This window comes from Parvibacter caecicola (assembly GCF_003725335.1).
GTDB lineage: Bacteria > Actinomycetota > Coriobacteriia > Coriobacteriales > Eggerthellaceae > Parvibacter > Parvibacter caecicola.
On sequence record NZ_QIBY01000003.1, the window covers coordinates 45,360 to 68,396 of the forward strand.

The 23,037-nt window shown below is 63.2% G+C and carries 21 protein-coding genes and 2 tRNA genes; 6 read left to right on the forward strand and 17 right to left on the reverse strand.

Features of this window, described 5'->3' with window-relative positions; translation table 11 throughout:
* Positions 1-98: 98 nt before the first annotated feature.
* On the reverse strand, positions 99-779 hold the full coding sequence (locus tag DMP11_RS03325; protein WP_123185093.1) for a 4Fe-4S dicluster domain-containing protein: 681 nt from the start codon (positions 777-779) through the stop codon (positions 99-101).
* A 3-nt stretch (positions 780-782) separates the two neighbouring features.
* Positions 783-3,761, reverse strand: a complete 2,979-nt coding sequence (locus DMP11_RS03330) for a molybdopterin-containing oxidoreductase family protein (RefSeq protein ID WP_123185094.1) — start codon at positions 3,759-3,761, stop codon at positions 783-785.
* A gap of 279 nt (positions 3,762-4,040) precedes the next feature.
* Between DMP11_RS03330 and DMP11_RS03335 the strand changes: the two genes are divergently transcribed.
* Entirely contained in the window at positions 4,041-5,594 is a 1,554-nt protein-coding gene (locus DMP11_RS03335) for a helix-turn-helix transcriptional regulator (protein WP_148041083.1), read from the forward strand.
* A gap of 279 nt (positions 5,595-5,873) precedes the next feature.
* On the opposite strand, the gene eno is transcribed toward DMP11_RS03335, so the two are convergent.
* Positions 5,874-7,163 carry a phosphopyruvate hydratase gene (eno, locus tag DMP11_RS03340; protein ID WP_123185096.1) on the reverse strand — a complete coding sequence of 430 codons (1,290 nt, stop codon included), beginning with the start codon at positions 7,161-7,163 and terminating at the stop codon, positions 5,874-5,876.
* 587 nt (positions 7,164-7,750) lie between these two features.
* Here eno and DMP11_RS03345 point away from each other — a divergent pair.
* Positions 7,751-7,993 (forward strand): BAG1 BAG family molecular chaperone regulator 1, encoded by a 243-nt coding sequence (locus DMP11_RS03345; RefSeq protein WP_123185097.1) that lies wholly within the window; start codon positions 7,751-7,753, stop codon positions 7,991-7,993.
* A gap of 100 nt (positions 7,994-8,093) precedes the next feature.
* Here DMP11_RS03345 and rplQ read toward each other — a convergent pair whose 3' ends face one another.
* The 10 genes from rplQ to DMP11_RS03395 form a co-directional block, all read right to left on the reverse strand.
* Entirely contained in the window at positions 8,094-8,771 is a 678-nt protein-coding gene (gene rplQ, locus DMP11_RS03350) for a 50S ribosomal protein L17 (RefSeq protein WP_123185098.1), read from the reverse strand.
* A 12-nt stretch (positions 8,772-8,783) separates the two neighbouring features.
* On the reverse strand, positions 8,784-9,734 hold the full coding sequence (locus DMP11_RS03355) for a DNA-directed RNA polymerase subunit alpha (protein ID WP_123185099.1): 951 nt from the start codon (positions 9,732-9,734) through the stop codon (positions 8,784-8,786).
* Positions 9,735-9,763: 29 nt separating this feature from the next.
* Positions 9,764-10,390 carry a 30S ribosomal protein S4 gene (gene rpsD, locus DMP11_RS03360; RefSeq protein ID WP_123185100.1) on the reverse strand — a complete coding sequence of 209 codons (627 nt, stop codon included), beginning with the start codon at positions 10,388-10,390 and terminating at the stop codon, positions 9,764-9,766.
* 16 nt (positions 10,391-10,406) lie between these two features.
* Positions 10,407-10,802, reverse strand: coding sequence for a 30S ribosomal protein S11 (gene rpsK, locus DMP11_RS03365; protein ID WP_123185101.1), 396 nt, complete (start codon positions 10,800-10,802; stop codon positions 10,407-10,409).
* Positions 10,803-10,813: 11 nt separating this feature from the next.
* Positions 10,814-11,185: a 30S ribosomal protein S13 gene (rpsM, locus tag DMP11_RS03370; RefSeq protein WP_123185102.1), complete on the reverse strand. Its 372-nt coding sequence runs from the start codon at positions 11,183-11,185 to the stop codon at positions 10,814-10,816.
* Positions 11,186-11,205: 20 nt separating this feature from the next.
* Entirely contained in the window at positions 11,206-11,319 is a 114-nt protein-coding gene (gene rpmJ / locus DMP11_RS03375) for a 50S ribosomal protein L36 (protein WP_006363204.1), read from the reverse strand.
* A gap of 192 nt (positions 11,320-11,511) precedes the next feature.
* Positions 11,512-11,730, reverse strand: a complete 219-nt coding sequence (gene infA / locus DMP11_RS03380; RefSeq protein ID WP_123185103.1) for a translation initiation factor IF-1 — start codon at positions 11,728-11,730, stop codon at positions 11,512-11,514.
* Positions 11,731-12,078: 348 nt separating this feature from the next.
* On the reverse strand, positions 12,079-13,464 hold the full coding sequence (locus DMP11_RS03385) for an MFS transporter (protein WP_161555277.1): 1,386 nt from the start codon (positions 13,462-13,464) through the stop codon (positions 12,079-12,081).
* 50 nt (positions 13,465-13,514) lie between these two features.
* Positions 13,515-13,946: a universal stress protein gene (locus DMP11_RS03390; RefSeq protein ID WP_123185105.1), complete on the reverse strand. Its 432-nt coding sequence runs from the start codon at positions 13,944-13,946 to the stop codon at positions 13,515-13,517.
* A gap of 350 nt (positions 13,947-14,296) precedes the next feature.
* Positions 14,297-14,902 (reverse strand): HD family phosphohydrolase, encoded by a 606-nt coding sequence (locus tag DMP11_RS03395; RefSeq protein WP_123185106.1) that lies wholly within the window; start codon positions 14,900-14,902, stop codon positions 14,297-14,299.
* Between the two features lie 273 nt (positions 14,903-15,175).
* On the opposite strand from DMP11_RS03395, the gene DMP11_RS03400 reads away from it, so the two are divergent.
* Positions 15,176-15,251: transfer RNA gene (locus tag DMP11_RS03400), tRNA-Lys, on the forward strand.
* A gap of 11 nt (positions 15,252-15,262) precedes the next feature.
* Positions 15,263-15,336: transfer RNA gene (locus DMP11_RS03405), tRNA-Gln, on the forward strand.
* Positions 15,337-15,398: 62 nt separating this feature from the next.
* Here the strand turns inward: DMP11_RS03405 and DMP11_RS03410 are convergent.
* Positions 15,399-16,400, reverse strand: a complete 1,002-nt coding sequence (locus DMP11_RS03410) for a P1 family peptidase (RefSeq protein ID WP_194950488.1) — start codon at positions 16,398-16,400, stop codon at positions 15,399-15,401.
* 148 nt (positions 16,401-16,548) lie between these two features.
* Between DMP11_RS03410 and hisS the strand changes: the two genes are divergently transcribed.
* On the forward strand, positions 16,549-17,865 hold the full coding sequence (hisS, locus tag DMP11_RS03415) for a histidine--tRNA ligase (RefSeq protein ID WP_123185107.1): 1,317 nt from the start codon (positions 16,549-16,551) through the stop codon (positions 17,863-17,865).
* A gap of 550 nt (positions 17,866-18,415) precedes the next feature.
* Here hisS and DMP11_RS03420 read toward each other — a convergent pair.
* From DMP11_RS03420 to DMP11_RS03430, 3 genes are all read right to left on the reverse strand, one after another.
* Positions 18,416-18,793: a NifB/NifX family molybdenum-iron cluster-binding protein gene (locus DMP11_RS03420; protein ID WP_211329065.1), complete on the reverse strand. Its 378-nt coding sequence runs from the start codon at positions 18,791-18,793 to the stop codon at positions 18,416-18,418.
* 110 nt (positions 18,794-18,903) lie between these two features.
* Positions 18,904-20,649, reverse strand: coding sequence for an NADPH-dependent glutamate synthase (gene gltA / locus DMP11_RS03425; RefSeq protein ID WP_123185108.1), 1,746 nt, complete (start codon positions 20,647-20,649; stop codon positions 18,904-18,906).
* 4 nt (positions 20,650-20,653) lie between these two features.
* Positions 20,654-21,745 carry a sulfide/dihydroorotate dehydrogenase-like FAD/NAD-binding protein gene (locus DMP11_RS03430; protein WP_214647027.1) on the reverse strand — a complete coding sequence of 364 codons (1,092 nt, stop codon included), beginning with the start codon at positions 21,743-21,745 and terminating at the stop codon, positions 20,654-20,656.
* Positions 21,746-22,003: 258 nt separating this feature from the next.
* Between DMP11_RS03430 and DMP11_RS03435 the strand changes: the two genes are divergently transcribed.
* On the forward strand, positions 22,004-22,966 hold the full coding sequence (locus tag DMP11_RS03435; RefSeq protein ID WP_123185109.1) for a CorA family divalent cation transporter: 963 nt from the start codon (positions 22,004-22,006) through the stop codon (positions 22,964-22,966).
* Positions 22,967-23,037: the final 71 nt, after the last annotated feature.

Consider the following 23,037-nt stretch of genomic DNA (forward strand, 5'->3'; position numbering starts at 1 on the left):
GGTCGGCCCACCCTCCAGAAACGCAAAAGGCAGAGATAGAATCTCTGCCTTGCGAAACGAAGGGGGCTCCGGCGGCCTGACGACCGCCGGACCAATTTCTAGCCCTGCCACTTCTCCTTGCGGAGGATGTAGACGAAGGAAGGTTTGTTGCCCACGTCGGGCAGGTGGTACACCTCGGAAGCGCTGTAGGGCTTCGTGGCGCACTCGTTGCCCTCGCCGGTGGACTCGCCGAAGGTCATGCGGGCCGAAGCACAGCCCTCATAGGACCTGTCGCCGCTCTTCACCGGCGCCCAGGGGGCCTCGAAGCTCTCGATGCCCTGCTCGATGTCGCCGAACCAACGGGCGCGACCGCCGCACTGGGAAACGCACTGGGGCAGCTCCCCTTGGGCGATCTTCTGCTCGCAGAGGGTGCACTTCTCCACCACCCGTTCCTCCTCGTTCAGGTAGCGGACGCCGTAGGGGCAGGCCATGGCGCAGAACTGGCAGCCGATGCACTTCGATTTGTCGATCTGCACCGTGCCGTCGGCCACTTTGTGGCTGGCCTCGGTGGGGCACACGTCCACGCAGGCGGGGTTCTCGCAGTGCTGGCACTGCACCGTGAGGAAGTAGGTGTACACGTCGGGCCACTGGCCGCCCTCGGTGCGGGGGTTGGGGCCCACGCGCAGCACCTTGTTCCAGTAGCTGCCCACGGGCACGTTGTTGATGACCTTGCAGCTCACCGAGCAAGCCAGGCAGCCGACGCACTTGTTCAGGTCGGTCAAAATTGCGTACTGAGTCATGGCTTATGCCTCCCCTCGTGCAGATTCGTAGTCGGGCAGCCATTCCTTCAGGCGCGGGTCATCGCAGGTGTGGATGATCTCGGTGCCGTCGTCGCCGCAGGGCACCGGGTTGCCGAAGGGGCTGTTCTCGGGCGTGGCCTTGTACACCTTCACGCCGTAGGCGCGCAGGTTGGAGGAGCCGATGATGCGGTCCTGGGCATACTGGTCGATCAGGCAGTTCACGCCGGAAAGCTGGTAGCCGTGGTCGGGCTGGGACAGCTCCGGGTACCACCACTGATGCTCGGCGTTCACCACACCGGGCTGGATGCCGTAGTACAGGTCCACCACTTCGCGAATCTTGTGCTTGTCCGTTTCGATCCACACCCAATCGCCCTGGCTCACGCCGATGCGCTCGGCGTCGGCCGGGTTCATCTCCAGGCGCGGCACCGGCCACAGCTCGCGGCACCAGGGCAGCTGGCGATGCTCGCTGTGGAAGTAGGTGCCCTGGCGACGACCGGTGGTCATCAGGAAGGCGTTCTCATCGGTGAACAGGTCGGGGTCGGCGATGGGGCCATGGTAGGCCTCTTTGAAGCGGGGGAACACCTCGGCCAAGGTGAACTCTTCGCCGTCGTATTGGTCCTGCTCCGGCTTGCCGTCGTTGTTCACGCCGTTCACCAGCCACGACTCGAACACGGTGGACCAAATCTCCTGCTTCTGGGTGGTGGTGTTCCAACCCTGGTGCCACATCTCTTTCGGGAAGGGCGGGAAGTCGCCGTTGATGGCGCCGTGGCCCAGCTGATAGCGGCGGTAGGTGCCCCATACCTCGGGCTTCTCCACCTTGGAGTCGAACCAGCCGTTCTTCTGGAACTCTTCCTTGTAGTCGGACCACTTGGGAATGCGGAAGCCCGCCAGGCCCACTTCGTTGCAGCCGTCCACGGCCGCGTCGCCTTCCAGCCACTTGGCGCCGTGCTTCTCCTCGTCGAAGTAGGGAACACCGGCCGCCTTGAAGATACCCACCACAATCTCCAGGTCGTTCTTGGCCTCTCCCGGAGGATCCACCGCCTTCACGGTGGCGCCGAACGCGCCGGAGGAGCCCTGCGACTTGCGGATGCAGTCCAGCTCCATCCAGTGGGCCGCCGGCATAGCGATGTCGGCGATCATGTCCACGCAGGGGGTGTGCCACAGGTCGATGGAGCACCAGAAATCCAGCTTCTTCAGGTTCTCAGCCGCGTAGATGGAGTTCGACTGGTTCATGAAGTCGCCAGTTTGGCCGATGCCGCAAGTAACGTTGTAGGGCTTGCCGGTGTTGATGGCGTCGTAGATGGAGGTGGCGTCCGCCCAACCGGGGCCGCTGTCGGAGCCGATCATCACGAAGCGCTCTTGCCCCAGCCGCTTGGAGCTGTCGTAAGCCGGCACCTCGGGCGAGTCGGGGTTGCACATGCCCAGGTCGAAGAAGGGCCAACCGGGGGTGGAGCCGCGCATGCCGCCGGGGATGTCCATGTTACCGGTGATGCCCGCTACCAGGTCGCAAGCGCGGTTGTTCTGGGTGGCGTTGCAGGCGTGCTCGGCTGCCAGCATGTACTGGATGCCACCGTTGCCGTAACCGGTGGAGGGGTCGATGCGGGTGGCGTAGGTGATGGCGGCGTTCTTCAGCACCTCGGCGTCCACGCCGGTGATCCCCGACGCCTTCTCGGGGGTGTAGTCCTGCAGGAAGTCGATGTAGTTCTCCCACACCGTGCGCACGTGCACCTTGGTGCCGTCCTTGAGGGTCACCTCGCGGCCGCCCTCTTCGGTGAACAGCGCCGGGTACAGGCCGTCCGGGAAGGGGGTGTAATCCGGCACGAAGCCCTGGGTTTGGCCGGTGTCGGCCAGGCCGGGCTGGTTGGCTTCCTTACCGGGGCCGATCACGCACGGCTCCCAAGTCTCCCCTTCCCAGGCGGGCACGGGGGCGGTGGCGTCGTAGTAGGACAGCTCGTTGTTCAGCTCGTTCACCACCATGAAGCGACCGGAGGAACCGCCCTCCACCAGATCGGATTCCTTCAGCAGACGGGTGACCATCTTGGCGGTCTGCCCGTTGGCAGCCGACTCGGTGGGCTGGAAGCTGTCCTCCACCACAACCAGCATGGGGGCGTTCATCCATTTGCGCACGTACATCTCGTCGATGAGGTCGTTCTCGATGATCACCTGGGCCCAGCAGTTGGCCACGGCGCCGTCGGTGCCGGGGCGCAGGTTCACCCAGATGTCGGCCTCTTTACCCAGGTTGGTTTGGCGCGGATCCACCAGAATGTGGCAGTTGGCGCGAGTGGCCACGTCCACCGTGGTGCGGCAGCTGTCGTCGTAGTTGGACAGCTCGGAAGCGCCGCCCCACTGCACGAACACGCGGGGGCGTCCCACCACTTCCATCCAGCTGTAGGCATTGGAGTCGTTGATGGCGGTGGCGTAGAAGCGCGGGCCCTTGCAAATCTCGTTGGCCTGGATGCCGTTGGGGCTGCCGAAGCACGACTTCAGCGAACCGTAGGGGCCCATGGCCCAGATGCGCGAAGTGCCGCCCATGAAGATGCAGGTCTCGTTGCCGTACTTCGCCTGGTCGGCGTGGATGGCGTCGGCCGTGGTCTGATAGGCCTCTTCCCAGGTGATGCGCTGCCACTCGGGGTTCTCGCCCTTGGGGGTGGTGCGCTTCATGGGGTACTTAAGACGGTCGGGGTGATAGGCCGCCTGCAGGGACGCCTGGCCCTTGGCGCAGTGGTTGCCGGCGCTTTGGAAGGCACTCTCGTCTCCCTCGGATTTGATGACGCGCCCGTCCTGGACGGTCACCCACACACCGCACTCCATCTTGCCGCAACCACGGCAGGCGGAGCGGATGTGCTTGACCTCGCCCGTGGTTTTGGCATCGACCTCTGTTTCGGCCAATGCCACACCGGCAGGCGCGGCCACGCTGAGTGCTGCAGCGGTGACGGCGGCGGCCTTGGTAAAGGTGCGGCGCGTCATGGTGAGCTTACTCATTTTTCCTCCTCTCGTTATCTTCTCCTCTTAAGAAGACCGTCTTGAAGGATGACGGGGATGCTTCATTTTGGCATCGGGCGCGCAACGCCAGCTTTCGCCCCGGCGGTCGTGCGCAGGGCGCGATTTCTTGTGTTGGCAAATATCATGCTCTGCGCACGATGGGTTATGACCAGGCGATTTGCGATGGCTCCCCCATTCCGTGAGTCGTTTTCTTAGCAATAATCCCTCGCAACACCTATAATTTTCCCTATTCAGACAACCCTTGAGGGGAGGGTCAAGGTGGGCGCAAATATTGCAGCGAAATTCGCGGACCGAAGGGCTCATGGCCCCGAAGCACTGGTGGGGCTGGGGCTGGGGGCCAACGCCGCTTGGGTGAGCATGGCCTTCAAAAGCCTCACCCTTTACGGCAATGTCAGCGCCGAAGGCGGAAGCGAGCCGGTGCTGGATGCGGTGTACCTTATCTCCATCGTCACTGTGTGCATTACCCTCTGCATTGCGGCCGCAGCCGAACGGCGCACCTGGCAGGCGCTCGCCCATTTCCCCACGTTTTTGGCACTGGCACTGGGCACCGCCATCATCACCGTGTTTCTGCCGCTGGGAAACCCCGCCGGCAGCGAACTGCAGCAAGTCATCCTGATGGTAACCGGCGTGCTGTCCGGCGTTTTCTCCGGCCTGTACCTCATCTATTTCGGAATCGCCGTTTCTCAGCTTCCCCTATCTGGCAAAGTGATGGCCTCCGCCGTCGCCACCATCTTCTCATCGCTCTTGTTCGTAGTGTTCAACATCCTCCATGCCGACTTCGCCATTCTGCTGGCGGCTTCCATGGCGCCTTTGAGCGCCGCCCTCACCACAGCGGGCATGAGCCGCGCCCCGCTGGAAGGCGGCAGTGTGCCTTCGCCGGAACCAGGGCAAAACCTGGGCTTTCCCGGAAACTTCGCCACAGCCGTGTTGCGCAGCAAGCCCTCCCCCATCGCCCGCGAGAACGAACGCCGCGCGTGGAGGGGCCTGGTGGGGCGCATAACGGCCGCCTCGCTTCTGGTGGGATTCGCCAGCGAAAGCAGCCGCACCATATATATGCAGATGGATCTGGTGAGTGCGGGCCAGTACGCCTACGCCGCCGTGCAGGCGATTGATTCCCTCATCGCCACCGTGGCGGTGGTGGCCTTGGCGCTGCTGCTTTTGGCGCGCCGCACCGAGCGCATGGCGAAGGATTGCTACTTCGCCATCTGCCTGCTGCTCACCCTGGGCGTGATGCTGCTGCCGGCGCCGGGGCTTGTGCCCGGGGTAGACTCCTTCATCCCGCTGGCCATCAGCTCGGCCGCCTACAGCGCATTCGGCATGTTCATCTGGATTCTCACCGCCTGCATCTGCAGCTCGTTCCCGCAGGCCACCATCGCCGCCTTCGCCACCATCCGCGCCGCCTGGGCCCTCGGGCCGCTGCTGGGCATCGTGCTGGGGCGGGCCGTGCTTTCGGGCGCGGGCCTTAACCCCACGGGCATTTACGTGGTAACCCTGTGCGCCATCGTGGCATTAGTGGTAGTGTCCACCTTCGTGTTCTCATCGGAGGACCTGGGGAAGATCATGGCCATCGTGCCCACCCGCACCCAGCAGCGCTTCCGTCACAAGTGCAGCCTGGTGGCCCAGCGCTTCGGCCTCACCGACCGCGAAACCGAGATCATGATGATGTTGGCGAAGGGGCGCAACCTGCCCTTCATCCAAGAGCAGCTGTACCTGTCGAAATCCACCGTGAGCACCCACCGCCAGCACGTCTACCAAAAAACCGGCGTCCACAGCCAGCAAGAACTCATCAACCTGGTGCAAGAGGCAGAATAAGAAAAGGCAGAGATGACAAAGGGACGGGGATAACGTTATGGCCGAACCCGCGAAACACCGTGGCTGGGCCGACCCGGCGGGTCGGAGCGAGGTCCGGCCAAGCGGAGTAGAGGGGAACTAACTCGACCGTAGGTCGAGTTAGTTCCCCTCGTACGGAGCGTCGAGCGCAGGCCTGTCGGGTCGGCCCATCCTCCAGAAACGAAAAAGGCAGAGATAGAATCTCTGCCCTACGAAATGAGAGGTTTTCCGGCGGCTGTCGGGCCGCCGGGGCCTGACAATCTAGCGGATGTTATAGAAGGCGCTGCGGCCGGCGTATTGGGCGCCGTCGCCCAGCTGCTCCTCGATGCGCAGCAGCTGGTTGTACTTGGCAACACGGTCGGAACGAGCGGGGGCACCTGTCTTGATCTGGCCGCAGTTGGTGGCCACAGCCAAGTCGGCGATGGTCACATCTTCCGTCTCGCCCGAGCGATGGCTCATCACGCAAGCATAGCCATGGGTCTTCGCCAGCTCGATAGCCTCCAGGGTTTCGGTGAGGCTGCCAATCTGGTTCACCTTGATCAGGATGGCGTTGGCGCAGCCCAGCTCGATGCCCTTGGCCAGCCGCTTGGAGTTGGTCACGAACAGGTCGTCGCCCACCAGCTGCACGCGGTTGCCAATGCGCTCAGTCAGCTTCTTCCAGCCGTCCCAGTCTTCCTCGGCCATGCCGTCCTCGATGGAGATGATGGGGTACTTGTTCACCAGGGCCTCCCAGTAGTCCACCATCTCGTCGCTGGTGAGCTCGCGGCCCTCGCCCGCCAGCACGTACTTGCCGGTTTCGGCGTTGTAGAACTCGGTGGAAGCCGGGTCCATGGCGAACATGATGTCGGTGCCGGGCGCATATCCGGCCGCCTCGCAGGCCTTCACGATCCAAGCCAGCGGCTCCTCGTTGGTCTTCAGGTTGGGGGCGAAACCGCCCTCGTCCCCTACGCCGCCGCCCAGACCGGCATCGTGCAGCACCTTCTTCAGGGTGTGGTAAATCTCAGCGCACCAGCGCAGGGCCTCGGAGAAGTTCTCGGCCCCCACCGGCATGATCATGAACTCCTGGAAGTCCACGTTGTTGTCGGCATGAACGCCGCCGTTCAGGATGTTCATCATGGGGGTGGGCAGCACATGGGCATTCACGCCGCCCACGTACTTGTACAGCGGCAGCTCAGCCGACTCGGCGGCCGCCTTCGCCACCGCCAGCGACGCGCCCAGTACCGCGTTGGCGCCGAAGTTGCCCTTGTTCTCGGTGCCATCGGCCTCGATCATCATCTTGTCCACGATGCGCTGATCCTCGGCCTCCAGGCCTACCAGCGCTTCGGCAATCTCTTCGTTCACATGGGCCACGGCCACCGTAGTGCCCTTGCCCAGATACCGGCTCTTGTCGCCGTCGCGCAACTCTACCGCCTCGAAAGCGCCGGTAGAAGCCCCTGAGGGAACCGCCGCGCGGCCAAAGGAGCCGTCCTCCAAAACCACTTCGACTTCCACGGTGGGGTTGCCGCGGGAGTCGAGCACTTCACGGCCGTACACATCGACGATCATGCTCATGTAAGTCCTCCTAGACTTGGTGAATAGTCATGCTGAAACTCAGCATTTCAATCATAGCAGAGCCGCCGCGCCCCCGCCCCGCTTGTATCGCAAGCGCCACGCAAACCCACGCTTTTCGATAAGGGGACGGGGATAACGTCATGGCCGGCCTGCGAAACACCGTGGCTGGGCCGACCCGGCAGGTCGGAGCGAGGTCCGGCTAAGCGGAGTAGAGGGGAAATCCACTCGCCCGGAGGGCGAGTTAGTTCCCCTCGTACGGAGCGTCGAGCGCAGGCCTGTCGGGTCGGCCCACCCTCCAAAAACCTGACGCTATCCCCGTCCCCTGTCATGGAGCTGCGTCTCCCGTAAGCGTTGCGGATGGGTAACAGGGCGGAAGCGTTCGGAAGCGCAGCCGCAGGGCCGCCTTCCGCCACTCCTACAATGGAGCCAACGCGAAGGGCGAGAGCGAAAACTGCGAACCTGACGTGCTTGACAGGTGGCCGCACGGCAGGCGTCTCGCACGGAGCACAGCGTTCTGGATACTCCGACTCTCGCCTTTTCGCTTCGCAAAACGCAACTGCACGTGCATGAGGAAAAGGAGCCCAAAAATGGCTGACAACAAAGCAGTAGAAGAGTTCGCCATGAGCGAAGCCGAGAAAACCGCCGATGCCCTGAAGGATCTTGAGCGCATCGAGCAAGAAGTGGCCGCCGAAGCGGAAGCCTCCGTGGAGGACTACGACGCCATGGGCGACGAGGGCAAGGCCGCCGAAGCTGCCGAGACCGTGTTCGAGTTCGAGCAGGCGCAAATCGGCACCGACATGGTGGGCGGCGAACTGTCCGAGGACAAGTAAGGCGCTCCTTACCTTTCGCCTTGCATAACCAATAAAAATGCCCCGCATCAAGCGGGGCATTTTTTTGCGGCTGTGATTTTAGAACCACATGAAGGGAAGGTTACTCGCCCTTAACGTCGGCTTTCTCTTCCTCGATTTTCTCAGCGTCCACCGTCTCGGCTTCCTTGGCGGCGGCAGCTTCGGCCTCTTCGGCGGCTTCCTTGCCAGCCTCGGCCTCAGACGAGGCCTCTACGGCCTCGCGGAACTCCTCGGCAGTCTCAGCCTTGGCTTCCTCGGCGGCGTCCACAGCTTCCAGCTGCTCCTTGGTGCCGTCTTCCTCGAAGCCCAGATCCTCGGCCACCTGCTCGCTCTTCTTGGCGGCAACCTTCTTCGGGGCGGCCTTCTTCGGCTTGGCGGCAGCGGCCTTCTTGCCGGCCACCGGCTCGGTAACCAGCTCCATGATCACCATGGGGGCGTTGTCGCCCTTGCGGTTGCCCAGCTTCATGATGCGGGTGTAGCCGCCCTGGCGATCCTGGAACAGGCCCTGGCTCACCTTCTCGAAAATCTCGCGCACCAGATCCTTATCGTTCAGGTAAGCGATGGCCAGACGACGGGAGTGCAGGTCGCCGCGCTTGGCCCAGGTGATGATCTTGTCCACGTCGGGACGAATCTCCTTGGCGCGCGACTCCACAGTCTTGATGCGGTCGTTCAAAAACAGGGCGGTGACCAGGCTGCGCTTCATGGCCTTAGTGTGGCTCCAGTCGGTGCCCAGCTTGCGCCCCTTCTTGTTGTGTCTCATGATCTTCTACTCCTAAAGCTTCAAGTTGAGGTCCATGGAAATGAGCTTGTCCTTCACTTCCTCGATGGACTTCGCACCAAAGTTGCGAATGTTGAGCAGGTCGTTCTCGGAGAACTCCACCAGCTGACGCACCGAATGGATGCCGGCGCGCTTCAGGCAGTTGTAGGAACGGACGGAGAGGTCCAGATCCTCAATCTGCTTGTCCAGCTCGGCGTTGGACTCTTGGCCCTCGGGAGCGAAGATGGAAACCACTTCCTTCTCGGTTTCCTCAGGCGTCTCGGACAGGCTGAGGAACGCCCCCATGTACTGGTTGATGATGTTGGCGGCGCGGCACACTGCCTCGGTGGGGGCAATGGAGCCGTCGGTTTCAACCTCAAGCACCAGGCGGTCGTAGTCGGTGTGCTGACCCACGCGGGTGTCCGTCACGTTCATGGTGCAACGGCGCACCGGCGAGAACAGCGAGTCCACGTGGATGATGCCGATGGGGTCCTCGGTGCGCTTGTTGCGCTCAGCGGCCACATAGCCACGACCCACGCCAATGCGGATGGTCATGTCCAGCTGGCCACCGTCGGCAACCGTGGCAATCAGGTGCTCGGGGTTCACCAGGGTGAAGCCGGCGGGCACCTCAAGGTCGGCGCCAGTAACGACGCACGGGCCCTCAGCGGTCACGTGGGCAGTAGCTTCGGTCAGGTCGTCATGGTCGGCGGAGAACACCAGGCCCTTCACGTTGAGCACGATGTCGGTGATGTCCTCGATCACGCCCTCGGCAGTGGTGAACTCATGCTGCACGCCCTCGATTTGAATCGCAGTAGCCTTGGCGCCGTCCAGGGAGGACAGCAGCACGCGGCGCATGCTGTTGCCAAGGGTATTGCCGTAGCCGCGCTCCAGCGGTTCGACAATGTAACGGGCGACGGTATCGTTTACTTCTTCCGTGGTTACAGTCGGCCTCATGAACTCTGTCATGTTGCAATAGCCTCCTTACTATGCTGCGATTATTTCGAGTAAAGTTCGACGATAAGCTGTTCGCGAATGTCGGAATCGATTTGATCGCGCTGGGGAAGCGCAAGGACGCTGCCCTGCAGCTTCTCGATGTCCACCTCAAGCCAAGCCGGCACCTGAACGCGCTCGTTGGAGATGAGGGCGCTCTTGATAACCAGCATTTCCTTGGCCTTCGGGGCCACGGAGATCAGGTCGCCGGGACGCACGCGGAACGACGGGATGTCCACGCGACGGCCGTTCACGCAAATGTGGCCATGACGCACCTGCTGACGGGCCTCCGCGCGGGACTTCGCGAAGCCCAGGCGGTACACCACGTTGTCCAGACGAGACTCCAGAATGCGCAGCAGGTTCTCACCGGTTACGCCCTGCTGGCGGGAAGCCATGTCGTAGTAGTGATGGAACTGCTTCTCCAGCAGACCGTAGATGCGCTTGGTCTTCTGCTTCTCGCGCATCTGGGTGCGGTATTCGCTCTCCTTGATGCGCTTCTTGCCCGCCTCACCGGGGGCGTAGTTGCGGCGCTCCATGGCGCACTTCTCGGAATAGCAGCGGTCGCCCTTGAGGAACAACTTCGCGCCCTCGCGGCGGCACAGGCGGCAATCCGGTCCTGTATAACGAGCCATAATGTGATCCTTTCAGCTACACGCGACGACGCTTGCGCGGACGGCAACCGTTGTGCGGAATAGGGGTGCAATCCTGAATGCTGGCGATTTCGAGGCCGGCCGCCTGCAGAGAGCGGATGGCGGTCTCGCGGCCCGAGCCCGGGCCCTTCACGAACACGGAAACCTTGCGCAGGCCGTGCTCCATAGCCACCTTGGCGGCCGCTTCGGCGGCCATCTGAGCGGCGAAGGGAGTGGACTTACGGGAGCCCTTGAAGCCCACCGTGCCGGCGGACTGCCAGGAAATCACATTGCCCTGGGGATCAGTGATGCTCACAATGGTGTTGTTGAACGTAGACTTGATGTGGGCGGCGCCCACGGCGATGTTCTTACGTTCGGAGCGCTTGATGCGCGTGCGTACGTTTTTCTTAGCCATGGTTACCTACCTTACTTCTTCTTGCCGCCGATTTGCTTGCGCGGACCCTTGCGGGTACGGGCGTTGGTGTGGGTGCGCTGGCCACGAACGGGCAGGCCGCGACGATGGCGCAGGCCGCGATAGCAGCCAATCTCCATCAGGCGCTTCACGTTCTGAGACACCTCGCGGTGCAGGTCGCCCTCCACCTTCAGGTTGTTCTGGATGTAGTCGCGCAGCTTGGTGAGGTCATCCTCAGTGAGGTCCCTCACGCGGGTGTCGGGGTTGACACCGGTTTCGGCCAGCACCTTCTTCGAGGTGGTCAGGCCAATGCCGTAGATGTAGGTCAAGGCGATCTCAATGCGCTTGTCGCTGGGAAGATCGACACCAACAAGACGTGTTGCCATGTGCTCTTATCCCTTTCTTTCTAGCCCTGGCGCTGCTTGTGGCGGGGGTTCTCGCAAATGACGAGCACCTTGCCGTGGCGCCGGATGATCTTGCACTTGTCGCACATTTTCTTGACCGAAGGACGTACCTTCATAATCAGCTTCCTTTCGGTATGCGGTTCCTCTATCGTACACGCCCAGCCGCAGGCGGTGTTTCCTACTGATGCTTGCTGCGTTTCCCACTTTGCGCCGCCCCATGAGCGGGCTCGGCTTGCCCGGCCATAAGGCGCAGAAAAGCGCTTCGCCAAACGTGAAGCGCTCGCAATTGTCGCCCGGAGGCGGAGGGGCTATTTGAACCGGTAGGTGATGCGCCCGCGGTTCAGGTCGTAAACAGAAAGCTCCACCGTCACCTTGTCGCCCGGCAGGATTTTGATGTAGTGCATCCGCATCTTGCCAGAGATGTGCGCCAAGATATTGTGGCCGTTTTCCAGCTCAACGCGAAACATTGCGTTCGGCAGAGCTTCGAGCACGGTACCTTCGAGCTCGATTACGTCTTCTTTAGCCAAAAGTGCTCCTTCAAGCGGAAGTGTTAAAAACAGCAACGTGAGATATTAGCAAAGAAGTCAATGGATTTTTGAGAATTTTTGCAAAAGGGCGCAAAACATCATAAACCGGCGATGCTGGTGATTTTTGCCTGCTTGTCAGGCTCGCGGTTTCAAGAACCGCGCAACGCTCGTGCGGGAAAGAATGGCACGGTGTCGCCAGGTACTTGCGCGAAAGAATGCGCTGCCGCCTTGTCGGCAAGGGGGCATAATAGCAGAACCCATTTCCCGATGCAAGCTCCCTCGCACCAGGAGGTGCGGCCAGCATAGCGGCCGACCGCACCCGTTTTGCGAGAACAGGCGCTCTGCGCCTTAAGCCGTCCGCGTGCCTTTTTCGGTGCGGGCCACAATCATGAACAGCACCAGCGCCAGTGCGCCCACGGCCGCCATGGCCAGGTACAGGGCGCTGTAGCCGATCAGTGGCACCACCAGCCCCAGCAAAATGGGACCGATGCCCACCCCCACGTCCAGCAGCATGTAGAAGGTGGCGTTGCCCACCGACAGCCGGGCATCGGAGGTAACCCGCACCGCCATGGCCAGGCCGCAGGACTGCACCGTGCCTACGCCGAAGCCCAGCAGCATGGCGGCCCCCAGCAAGATGAAATCGTTGCTGGCCTCAGCCACCAGGGCCATGCCCACCACAAAGGCCACAAAGGCCGGCACCATCACCGGATGGGGCCCTACACGGTCGAACGCGCGACCGGTAAAGGGACGCGTGACGAACATGGCCAGCGCATAGGCCACGAAGAACACGCTGGCGGCACGGGATAGGCCAATTTGGTCGGCATAGGGGGTAAGGAACGTGAGCAGGCTTGAATAGCCGAAGAACAGAAGCCCGCACACCAGGGCGATGGGAAGCACTCCCGCTTCCACGAACCGGGAAAGGGGCGAATGCTCCAATTTTTCGGTCACCTTTTCCTCCAGATGGGTGGAGGGAACGCGGGCGGTGTCGCTGCCGTCCTCGGGGACCGGGGCGCTCATGGCGGCCGGCTTCGTAGCAGCCGCACCGGCGCCGCACGGGTCGTCGGCGGCCGCTTCCAGCTGCGTTGCCATCGCTTCTTCCCGCCGCTCTTCGGCGGGCGCGCCCGTCCCGGCACCGGAAGCCGCGTCAGCGGCAGCCGCTTCTTCGGCCCGCGCCTTCGCCGGGCGCCCCTTCACGGCCGAACCCTTCGCCGGCTTCAGCAGCAACGACGCCGGCACCGCCAGGGCCACCAGCACGCTAGCGACGACGAACACCCAGTCGTAGCCGAAGTTGTTGGAGAGGAAGATGCCCACAAAGGGGCCGATGGCGCTGCCCAGCGTAACCGATAGCATGAAATACCCGATGCCCTCCCCTTTGCGCTGGGAGGGAATGAGGCTGGTCATGACGGTGGCCACCGTGGTGGAGGCAGTGCCGTAGGCAAACCCGTGCAGCAGCCGGCCCCCGATGAGCGCCAGCAGAGGCTCGTGCACCAGGTACAGCACGCTGAACACCACTTCGCACACGCAGGCCACCACCAGCACCGGCACGCGGCCGAACTTTTCCATCAGAGGGGCGCAGAGGAAGCGGGACACCAGCGTGCCCACGATGAACGCGCTGGCGCAGAAAGCCGCCGCGGCCGGCGGGGCCTGGTACACATTCAGCGCGTAGGCGGTCATCACCACCATGAGCATGAAATAGTTGCCGGCGATGAAGAAGTTAAGGAGGGTGCCGGCCACGAAGCTTCGGGTCCAGAGAGGGGGTTGCGCGGCGCGCGCGGGAGCAGCCATTAGCGACAGTCGCCTTCTTTCGTGATGAGCACCGCCACCGGCGAGCTTTTCGTAACTGCATAGCTGACGCTGCCCAAGTAGCCGCCCACGCCGCCCTTGCCGCGGCTGCCCATGATAACCAAATCGCAGCCCTCTTCGCGCACGCAGCGCAAGATCAGCTCGGCGGGCGCCGTGCCCGAGAGCACCTTCACGGTGGTGGGGTTCGCCGAGCTTGCCGCCACCTCCAGCAGATGCTGGCGCATGGCCTCGGCGTCGTCGGCCAGCACGGCGTCCATGCCGGCGCCAGTCATGCCACCCCCCACCAGGCGCATGATGTTCACCAGCACCAATTCGATTTCCGGGCTTTCGCTGGCAATGGCCTGTGCCAGCGCGATGGCCTTCTCGGAGGCCGGCGAGCCATCATAGGCAACCAGAATTTTGTGACACCACATGGTTTTCCTTTCGCTGAACAATGGGTAGCGGGCTTGGCGATGATTTCCCGCCACAACAATAACCCCCCGCGCCGATTTTGGAAGCAGAGGAGTTGCCCAAGTTGCAATTTTGTTGTTTGGGGGAGGCGGTCAGGAGACCCGACCACCGCAAGAGGCCAGCGATGCCGCGAGCTCGGTATTCGTAGGGCAGAGATTCTATCTCTGCCTAACGGACAGCCCGTAAGCGGTTGCAGCCCAGGCAGACATAAGAATGTCTGCCCCACGAAAGATCGTCTGGCGCAACTCCCCCAACGCCAAAGCCGCCGTGCGCTTGGGAATGCCTGCCCCGTGAAGGGCAGGTGTCGGGACCCTTAGCCCTCCGCAGGCACGAAGGTGTCGCGGTCGGGGGCGAAGGACTGCATGGCCTCGATGGTACGGGCGAACAGCTCGTCCAGCTCCCAGCCCAGCATCTCGGCGCCGCTGGTGATTACCCCGCGGTCAACGCCGGCGGCGAAGCGCTTGTCCTTGAACTTCTTCTTCAGCGACTTCACGTTGAAGTCCATCACGCTCTTCGAGGGACGCATCACGATGGCGGCGCCGATGAGGCCGGTCAGCTCTTCGGTGGCGAAGAGAATCTTCTCCATCTGCAGCTCCGGCTTGGGCAGCTCGGGGTTGAAATCGGAGGTATGGCTTTGGATGGCGCGAATCAGCTCGGGCGTACCGCCGGCCGCCTCGATGAGGGGCGCGGCGTAGAGGGTGTGCTTCTCCGGCTCGTCGTCGTGTTCTTCCCAGTCCAGGTCGTGCAGAAGCCCCACGATGCCCCAGAATTCCTCGTTCTCGGGGTCGTACTCGCGGGCGAAGTAGCGCATGGTCTGCTCTACCGTTTCGCCGTGCTCGATGTGGAAGGGGTCTTTGTTGTGGGCGGCCAGCAGCTCAAACGCCTCGTCGCGCGTCATGCCGGCGGAAAGTGTAGTCATAGGGTCCTCCTCCTTCTCGCCTCCGCGGAGGCCTTGGCGCGCACAGCGCCCAGCAGCCCGCCGCGGGTTGAATTTGCTGCCGCCACTATACCCCACGCCGCGCCCAGGGAAAAGCAGCGCCCGTCCAAATCTCCACGCCCCGCGTTGAGGGGCGCCCCAATCCCCCACCGCCCGCAAAGCGGGCCGGGCTGGGCGGCCGGCGGGCAGGTGCTGAAGAGGTTGTCCTTGACCCTGCACACCGCGAAGTAGTACAATACCCGTTCGCGTGCACATGGGCCGTTAGCTCAGTTGGTAGAGCAGGGGACTTTTAATCCCAAGGTCGCGGGTTCGAACCCCTCACGGCCCACCACGCGCTTTCGCTGGGGTATCGTCCAACGGCAGGACTCTGGTTTTTGGTGCCAGCTATCTAGGTTCGAATCCTGGTACCCCAGCCAATACATCCAAGGCCCGTCAGGGCCTTTTTTGTTGCCACGGGAACAGGTGGCGCCGGGAGCCCCTACCCTACCGCGGCAAAGCCGTAAGCGGCCGTGGCGTGGGTGATGGCGTTGGCGATAGCTTGCTGCATGGCTTCGCAGGCCATCATGGCCAGCAAGTCGGGGTCGGCCGGCACCTCCCCGGAAGCCATTGCGAAGATGCAGTCGCCATCGTGGGAAGTGTGCACCGGCTTGATGGAGCGGGCGTAGGCATCGTGGGTAGTCACCGCCAGGCGATGGGCCTGGGGCTTGGTGAGCTGGGCATTGGTGAGCACCACGCCGATGGTGGTATTGGCGCACGGGCCCTCCTCGGCTATCCCAGCGGCCTCATCGGCTGCCGCCTGGGCCGCAAGCGGCAGGGCGGAAGCGGCGTCCAGCATGGTGCCGTCGTCCATGCGCATGCCCGCCAGCAGCGCGCCGTCGGGGGCGTACACGCAGCCGGCGGCGTTCACCGCCACCAAAGCGCCTACCACCACCGGGCCCATCGCCACCGCGTGCCAGCCCAGCCCCGATTTCACCGCGTGGGCCGGCCCCAGCATCTTGGCCACCGTGGCACCCGTGCCAGCACCGATGTTGCCCTGCTGCGGCTCCTCGCCCGACGCCAGGTTTTCCAGCGCGTTCACGCAAGCCTCGGCCCCCTGCTCTTTGCGCGGGTAGGCAAACTGCCCCACCGGCAGGTCGAACAGGCAGGCCCCCGGCACAATGGGCACGCAAGCGTCCATCAGGTGAAAGCCCGTGCCGCGGGCGGCCAGCTCGTCCATGGCGCCGCAAGCAGCCTCAAGCCCGAAGGCCGAGCCGCCGGCCAGCATGACCCCTTGCACCTGTTGCACCGTGTTCTCGGGGCGAAGCAGGTCCGTTTCCCGCGTTGCCGGCGCCGCGCCGCGCACGTCCACACCGCACACCGCCCCCTGGGGCGCCACCACGAAGGTGCACCCGGTGCCGCGAGAGGCCAGCTCGGCCGAGCCGACGCCGAAGGCCGGCAGATCGGCCTTGGTGGCGGGAGCGAAAATGGAAGCGGAAGTCATGGAGGCCCTCCTTCGGAATGTACTTATATATATGCTGCGAAACATTATGCCCTCTGGCAACGGCCGCTGGCCCCGGGAAGCCCGCAGACCGCAAAATGCGCTATCATTCCCACACAAACTTACCGCTATCCACAGGAAAAGAGACACTATGGCTATTTCCGCCCCCAAAGGAACCCGCGATTTTCTGCCCGACGAGGCGCTGTTCTGGCAGCAGTTCAAGGCAACGGCAGCCGAAGTGTTCGGCACCTACGGCTATCTGCCCATCGAGACGCCGGCGCTGGAGCTGACCGAGCTGTTCGTGCGGGGCATCGGCGAAGCCACCGATGTGGTGTCGAAAGAGATGTTCACCGCCATTTCCGGCGAGAACCTGAAGAACTGGGTGGAAAACGGCCGCGCCCCCGAACGGAAAAGCCGCCTGTCGCTGCGGCCCGAGGGCACGGCGGGCGTGGTGCGGGCCGTAGTGCAGCACGACCTGGTGCCGCAAGGGGCTGCGCCGGCGAAGCTGATGTACGCCGGCCCGATGTTTCGCGCGGAAAACCCCCAGAAGGGGCGCCAGCGCCAGTTCAACCAGGTGGGCGTAGAGTGCCTGGGGGCCGAGGAACCCACGGTGGACGCCGAGGCCATCATCATGCTGATGCGCTTCTTCCAACGGGTGGGCATCCCTTCTGCCAACATGACGCTGCTGTTGAACTCCATGGGCTGCGAGAAGTGCCGCCCCGCCTACCGCGATTTGGTGAAGGCCCATCTGGACGCCCACAGCGGCGAGCTGTGCGACACCTGCCGCACCCGCGCTGAAATCAACCCGCTGCGCGCCTTTGATTGCAAAAACGAAAGCTGCGCCAAGGTGATGGAGCAGGCGCCGAAAATCACCGATCACCTGTGCGACGAATGCAAGGCCCACTACGAAACCGTGAAAGCGCTGCTGGACGGCGCCGAGGTGGCCTACGTGGAAGACGCCTCCCTGGTGCGCGGGCTGGATTATTACACCCGCACCGTGTTCGAAGTGCAGGCGGACGCCGGACTGGGCTCTCAAAACGCCATTGGCGGCGGTGGCCGCTACGACAAACTGGCGGAAGAAGTGGGCGGGCGTCCCACGCCGGGGCTGGGTTTCGCGCTGGGCTTCGAGCGCTGTGCACTGACCCTGGAAGCGGCGGGGGTAGAAATGCCCCAGGCTCAGCGGTTGGATTTGTTCGTGGCCTGCGTGAACGACGAGATGCGCGCCGCCGCCTTCGGGCTGGTGCAAGCGGCCCGCGACCGCGGCTACAAAGCCGACATGGACCATCAGCATCGCAGCCTGAAGAGCCAGTTCAAGCTGGCGGACAAACTGAATGCCGCGAAGGTGGCGGTGCTGGGCCCCGACGAGATGGCCGAAGGCAAGTGCCAACTGCGCGACATGGGCACCCACGAGCAATTGATCGTGGGCTTCGACGAAGTGGTAGACACTCTGGGCCGCGCCCTGGCGTAAAGCGCAAGCCATCGGGGGGGTGGGCCGACCCGACAGGCCTGCGCTCGACGCTCCGTACGAGGGGAACTAACTCGACCTGCGGTCGAGTGGATTTCCCCTCTACTCCGCTTGGCCGGACCTCGCTCCGACCCGCCGGGTCGGCCCAGCCAGAATGCTAATTCAGGTCGGATTCGTAGGGCAGAGATTCTATCTCTGCCTAAACGGACGGCCCGCGCGGGGCTGCGGCATCAGGCCGAGATAGAATCTCGGCCCTACGAAGATGGGGCGAAAGCCAGCACCTCTGTCGTGCGCATGAGTCATTAGGGTTGTCCCTTTGTCTCGCGAGACGCAGCCGTGCGGGGGAAGGGCGGGGGTGGTCCAACAAAGCGAGTTCCGCACGACGAAAACGCGCCAGTGGCGCGTTTTCCAAAGCAGGACTGTCTGAGCGACTTGGGCTGCCCCCGCCCTTCCCCCTGCCCCAGAAACGAAAAAAGGGCAGAGATAGAATCTCTGCCCTACGAACAATGCGTGCGTCGAAAGTGTACGTCCCCCTGACACGGGGACGTTCTTCTTAGTGGTGGTGGTTGCAGGCTTGGTCGGCGCTCATCACCGGGCATTCGCCGGCGGCCACCTTCTTGGCGGCATCCCCCACGCCAGGGGTTTGGTTCTCGAAGTACACGGTGATGCCGGCGTTCTGGAAACCCATCAGCGGACGCATGCCCATGCCCGCCGCCACGATGGCGTCGGCACCGGCCTCCTGCAAAAGCCCCACGGGGCGCAGGCAACCGCCCTCTTCATGGGGCGGGTTGTCGATCGCAGCCACTTCAGTAATCTCGCCGTCCTCGATGGTGAGCAGGGTGAAGCAGTCGCAGTGGCCGAAGTGGCCGCTGCGCTCGGAATCAAGCCCGGGCTGGCCCAGGGTGGGCACTGCAAGTTTCATTGTAGCCATGGAGGCTCCTTTCAAATGGGCGCGCAAAAACGCGCTTCTCAGTGAGTCACGGTTCATAGTAGCGCATTTGAGGAGCGCTGTCCCCCGCAACAGAGGCGCCATCACATCCTTTATGAGTTGCGCACCACGTAGGCAGCAGCTTTGGCGGCCACCTCCGGGTTCACCCCTACGTCCATAAGTGCGCTGGCCAGGGCCGCTTCCGCTTCGGCCGCCGCTTGGGCGGCTGCGGGCACGCCCCTCAGCTGCACAGAATCCACCGCCTCCTGAGCCAGGGCCTCCCCCGCCGCCTCAAACTGACGGGTGGCCTCTTCGGCTTCCGCGAGCGACACTGCCGCCGGCTGGGGCGAGAGATAGGCGGCAATGCCGGCCGCCGCCCGTTTGCCGGCCCCCATGGCCAAGATAACCGTGGCAGCCCCGCTCACCGCGTCGCCCCCGGCAAATACGCCGGGCACCGAGGTGGCACCGGTTTCCTCGTCCACCACAATAAGATTGCGCGGGGTGGTTTCCAACCCCGGGGTGGTTTGGCCAATCAGTGGATTAGTGCGGTTGCCGATAGAAATGACGAACATGTCGCAGTCGATCACATGGTTCGACCCCGACACTTCCTGCGGGCGGCGACGGCCGGATTCGTCCGGTTCGCCCAAGGTCATGTCCACCACTTCCACACCGGACAGCCACCCCTTCTCATCGCCGATGAGCCGCACCGGGTTGGTAAGGTTGCAAAACACAATGCCCTCTTCTTCGGCATGGCGAATCTCCTCATGGCGGGCGGGCATCTCCTCGCGGCCGCGACGATACACCACCGTCACGTCGGCCCCCAGCCGCTTGGCGGTGCGGGCGGCGTCCATGGCCACGTTGCCACCGCCCACCACCACGCACTTCTGCCCAGCATACACCGGCGTTTCGTATTCAGGAAAACGGTAGGCCTTCATGAGGTTCACGCGGGTGAGCAGCTCGTTGGCCACGCACACGCCGTTAAGCCCCTCCCCTTCGATGCCCAGATAGCTGGGCAAGCCGGCGCCCGTTGCCACGAACACTGCCTCGAAGCCCTGCTCCATCAGTTCGCCGATGTCGCAGATCTTACCCACCACTTGGTTCAGCTCGAACTTCACGCCCGCTTCCTCGATGGCGGCCACTTCGCGGGCCACCAGCTCTTTGGGAAGGCGGAACTCGGGGATGCCGTAGGTGAGCACACCGCCCACTGCGTGCAGCGCTTCGAACACCGTCACGTCGGCGTTCACCTTGGCAAGCTCGCCGGCGCAGGTGAGCGACGCAGGGCCCGAACCCACCACCGCCACTTTGCGGCCGGAAAGGTCGGTGCCGGCAGGAATGACGGGCACCGCCTTGCCGCCCAGCGCCTTGTTCTCCCGCTCCAGCTCTTCCAAGCGCTCGGGGTTTGCCTGGATGCGAGCCCGTTCCAGCCGGCGGTCGGCCAGGGCGCGCGCCGCCTCTTGCGGGTGCTCGGCGGCCCAGTCGGCGATGAAGCGCTCAAGGCGGCCGATGCCCACCGGCTCGCCCTTGCGGCCGCGCATGCACACCCCTTCGCATTGGGTTTCCTGCGGGCACACACGCCCGCAGATGGCCGGCAGGGCGTTGGCGTCTTTCACTGCGGCGTAAGCAGCGGCGAAATCGCGGCGGGCGATGAGGGCCACGAACTCGCGCACCGGCACCCCCACGGGGCAGCCGGCAACACAGGGGCGCGACTCACACTGGATGCAACGACGCGCCTCGTTCACCGCCTGATCGGCGCTATAGCCCAGCGTCACTTCCGAAAACGTGTGGGCCCGCTCAAGGGGATCGAGCACCGGCATGGGAGTTTTGAAGTTCTGACGGTTGTAATTCACCAACTTGGCCATGGGGCTACTCCTCCTCTCCGTAAACTTCCAGGCTGGCGCCGGCGTTCTCGGCAAACTGCGCCGCGCGCGCCGCCTCTTCGCGGGCAAGAGAAGCCACCAGCGCCGCCCGCACCTTTGCGGCGGAAGCGGGATCCATGGCGGCCAGTTTGTCCTCGGTTTCGCTGTCGAACTCTATGTGAGCGGGCCGCGACGCCCGCGCCTGGCGCCGGGCCTCTTCGCGACCGGCACGGGCGGCGCGGGCCGCCACCACATCGCAGTCCCGCGCCTCGCTTATCTGGCGAGCGGCGGTTTTCTTGGCGGTGCTCTCGTAGCTTTGGTACATCACGCCGCGGCGAATAGCGTCGTCGTAATCCACCAGGTGGCCATCGAAGTCGGGGCCGTCCACACAAGCGTGCAGGTATTCGTCCCCCACCTTCACACGGCAGCCGCCGCACATGCCGGTGCCGTCGATCATGATGGGGTTCAGGGACACCAGCGTTTTGATGCCGAACTCGGCGGTGGTCTTGGCCACGAACTTCATCATGATGATGGGGCCCACCGCCAGCACCAAGTCGTAACCGGCGCCCTCTTCAATCCACTGGCGCAGCGGCTCGGTTACCACGCCCTTGTTGCCGTTGCTGCCGTCGTCGGTCATCACGATACTGCGGGCGGCCACTTCCTCAATCTCGTCTTGCAGAAGCACCAGGTCTTTGTTGCGGAAACCGGTGATCACATCCACTTCGCAGCCATGCTCGGAAAGCCAACGGGCCTGCGGGTAGGCGATGGCGGTGCCCAGGCCGCCGCCGATGACGCAGGCGCGCTTCGAGCCTTCTAGCTCGGTGGGATTGCCCAGCGGCCCTACGAAATCCAGCAGCGCCTCGCCGGGGCGCATGGTGGCCAGCTCCATGGTGGTGGCCCCCACCGCCTGGAACACGATGGTGACCGTGCCCGCTTCGGGGTCGGCGGAGTTCATGGTGAGGGGAATGCGCTCCCCGTATTCGTCGATGCGCAGCATGATGAACTGGCCCGGTAGAATCTTGCGAGCCACCTCCGGCGCCCGCACGCACATGCGAGTCACTTCGGAATTCAGTTGCTCAACGCTCACAATTTCATACATGTGCCGTCTCTTCCTCTTATGGGGCGCGCTCGCCCACCCGCTGCGTCCCCGCCCGCCAGACCTCCCCCAAGCCCGCGCGCACCGGCAATTTCCGCAGCTTTTTGCACGATAAACGAGAGCGTAGTATAACCACCGGCCCGCGCCGCGCTTACCTGGAGAGCTGTTTACACGCGGTCAACAGAAAACGCCCCTTTTCCCTGCACCGATGGCAGGTTCTGTACCCTTGAATAATCAGAAAGCACGCGGAAGGGAGGGGCCGTGGCCATACGCTACGAACTGAAGGGGCACCTGGCCCTCATCGACGCAAATACTCCCTATGCAGGGCTCTCTCCCATTGTGGAAGTGCTCACCTCCGCCGAATTTGAAGCCATGAAAACCATCCCGGAGGAAGCCAAAGAGGCATTACGGGAAATCCAGCACGCCGAAAGCAGCTTCATTGAGGTGTTCTCTAACTTCACGTTAGGCTCATTCGCGGTGCCGGCGAAATGCGACACCAAGATGGCCAGTACCTGCCTCATCCCTTCCGACCCCGATCTGTTCGCCTTTTACATGGACCGCGAAAGCCTGGTGTTCGTGGACGACGGCACCTTCGCGGCCGACATCTTGGCCGAGCTGGGAAAATCCGGCATCATGCGGCGGATGACCACTGCCCATTGCCTATACATGTTCTTCAAAAACCTGATGGTAGACGACCTGGTGTGGCTGGGAAAGCTGGAGGACTCAATGGAGTCGATGGAAGAGGAAATGCTCGCCAACCAGAGCAAAAGCACCACCACGGTGATCATGGGCTACCGGCGTCTGTCGATGCGCTTCCTCACTTATTACCAGCAATTGGCCTCCATGGCATCCATACTTGCGGACAACGAGAACAAAATTCTGCCAAAAGAGGAGGCGGACGCCTTCGACCACGCATCCGCCATGGCCGACCGCCTGGTGGACCGCGCTGAAACGGTGAACGAGTACAGTGGGCAGCTGCGGGAGCTGTATCAAACCCGCATTGATCTGCGCCAAAACGCCATCATGCAGATCCTCACGGTGGTAACAGTGCTGTTCGCGCCGCTCACCCTGATCACCGGTTGGTTCGGCATGAACCTGGAGGTAATCCCCGGCCTTCAGTGGGCGCCTATGTGGGCGCTGCTGCTGGCGCTGTTCGTCATCTCCACCATCGCCCTGCTAGCGGTGTTCCAGCGCAAAAGCTTTTTGCAGAAAATCGTGAAGTAGCCTCAACATGAGGCATGAGACAAAGGGACAACCCTAATGTCTCATTTTTCAAAATGAGACATTAGGGTTGT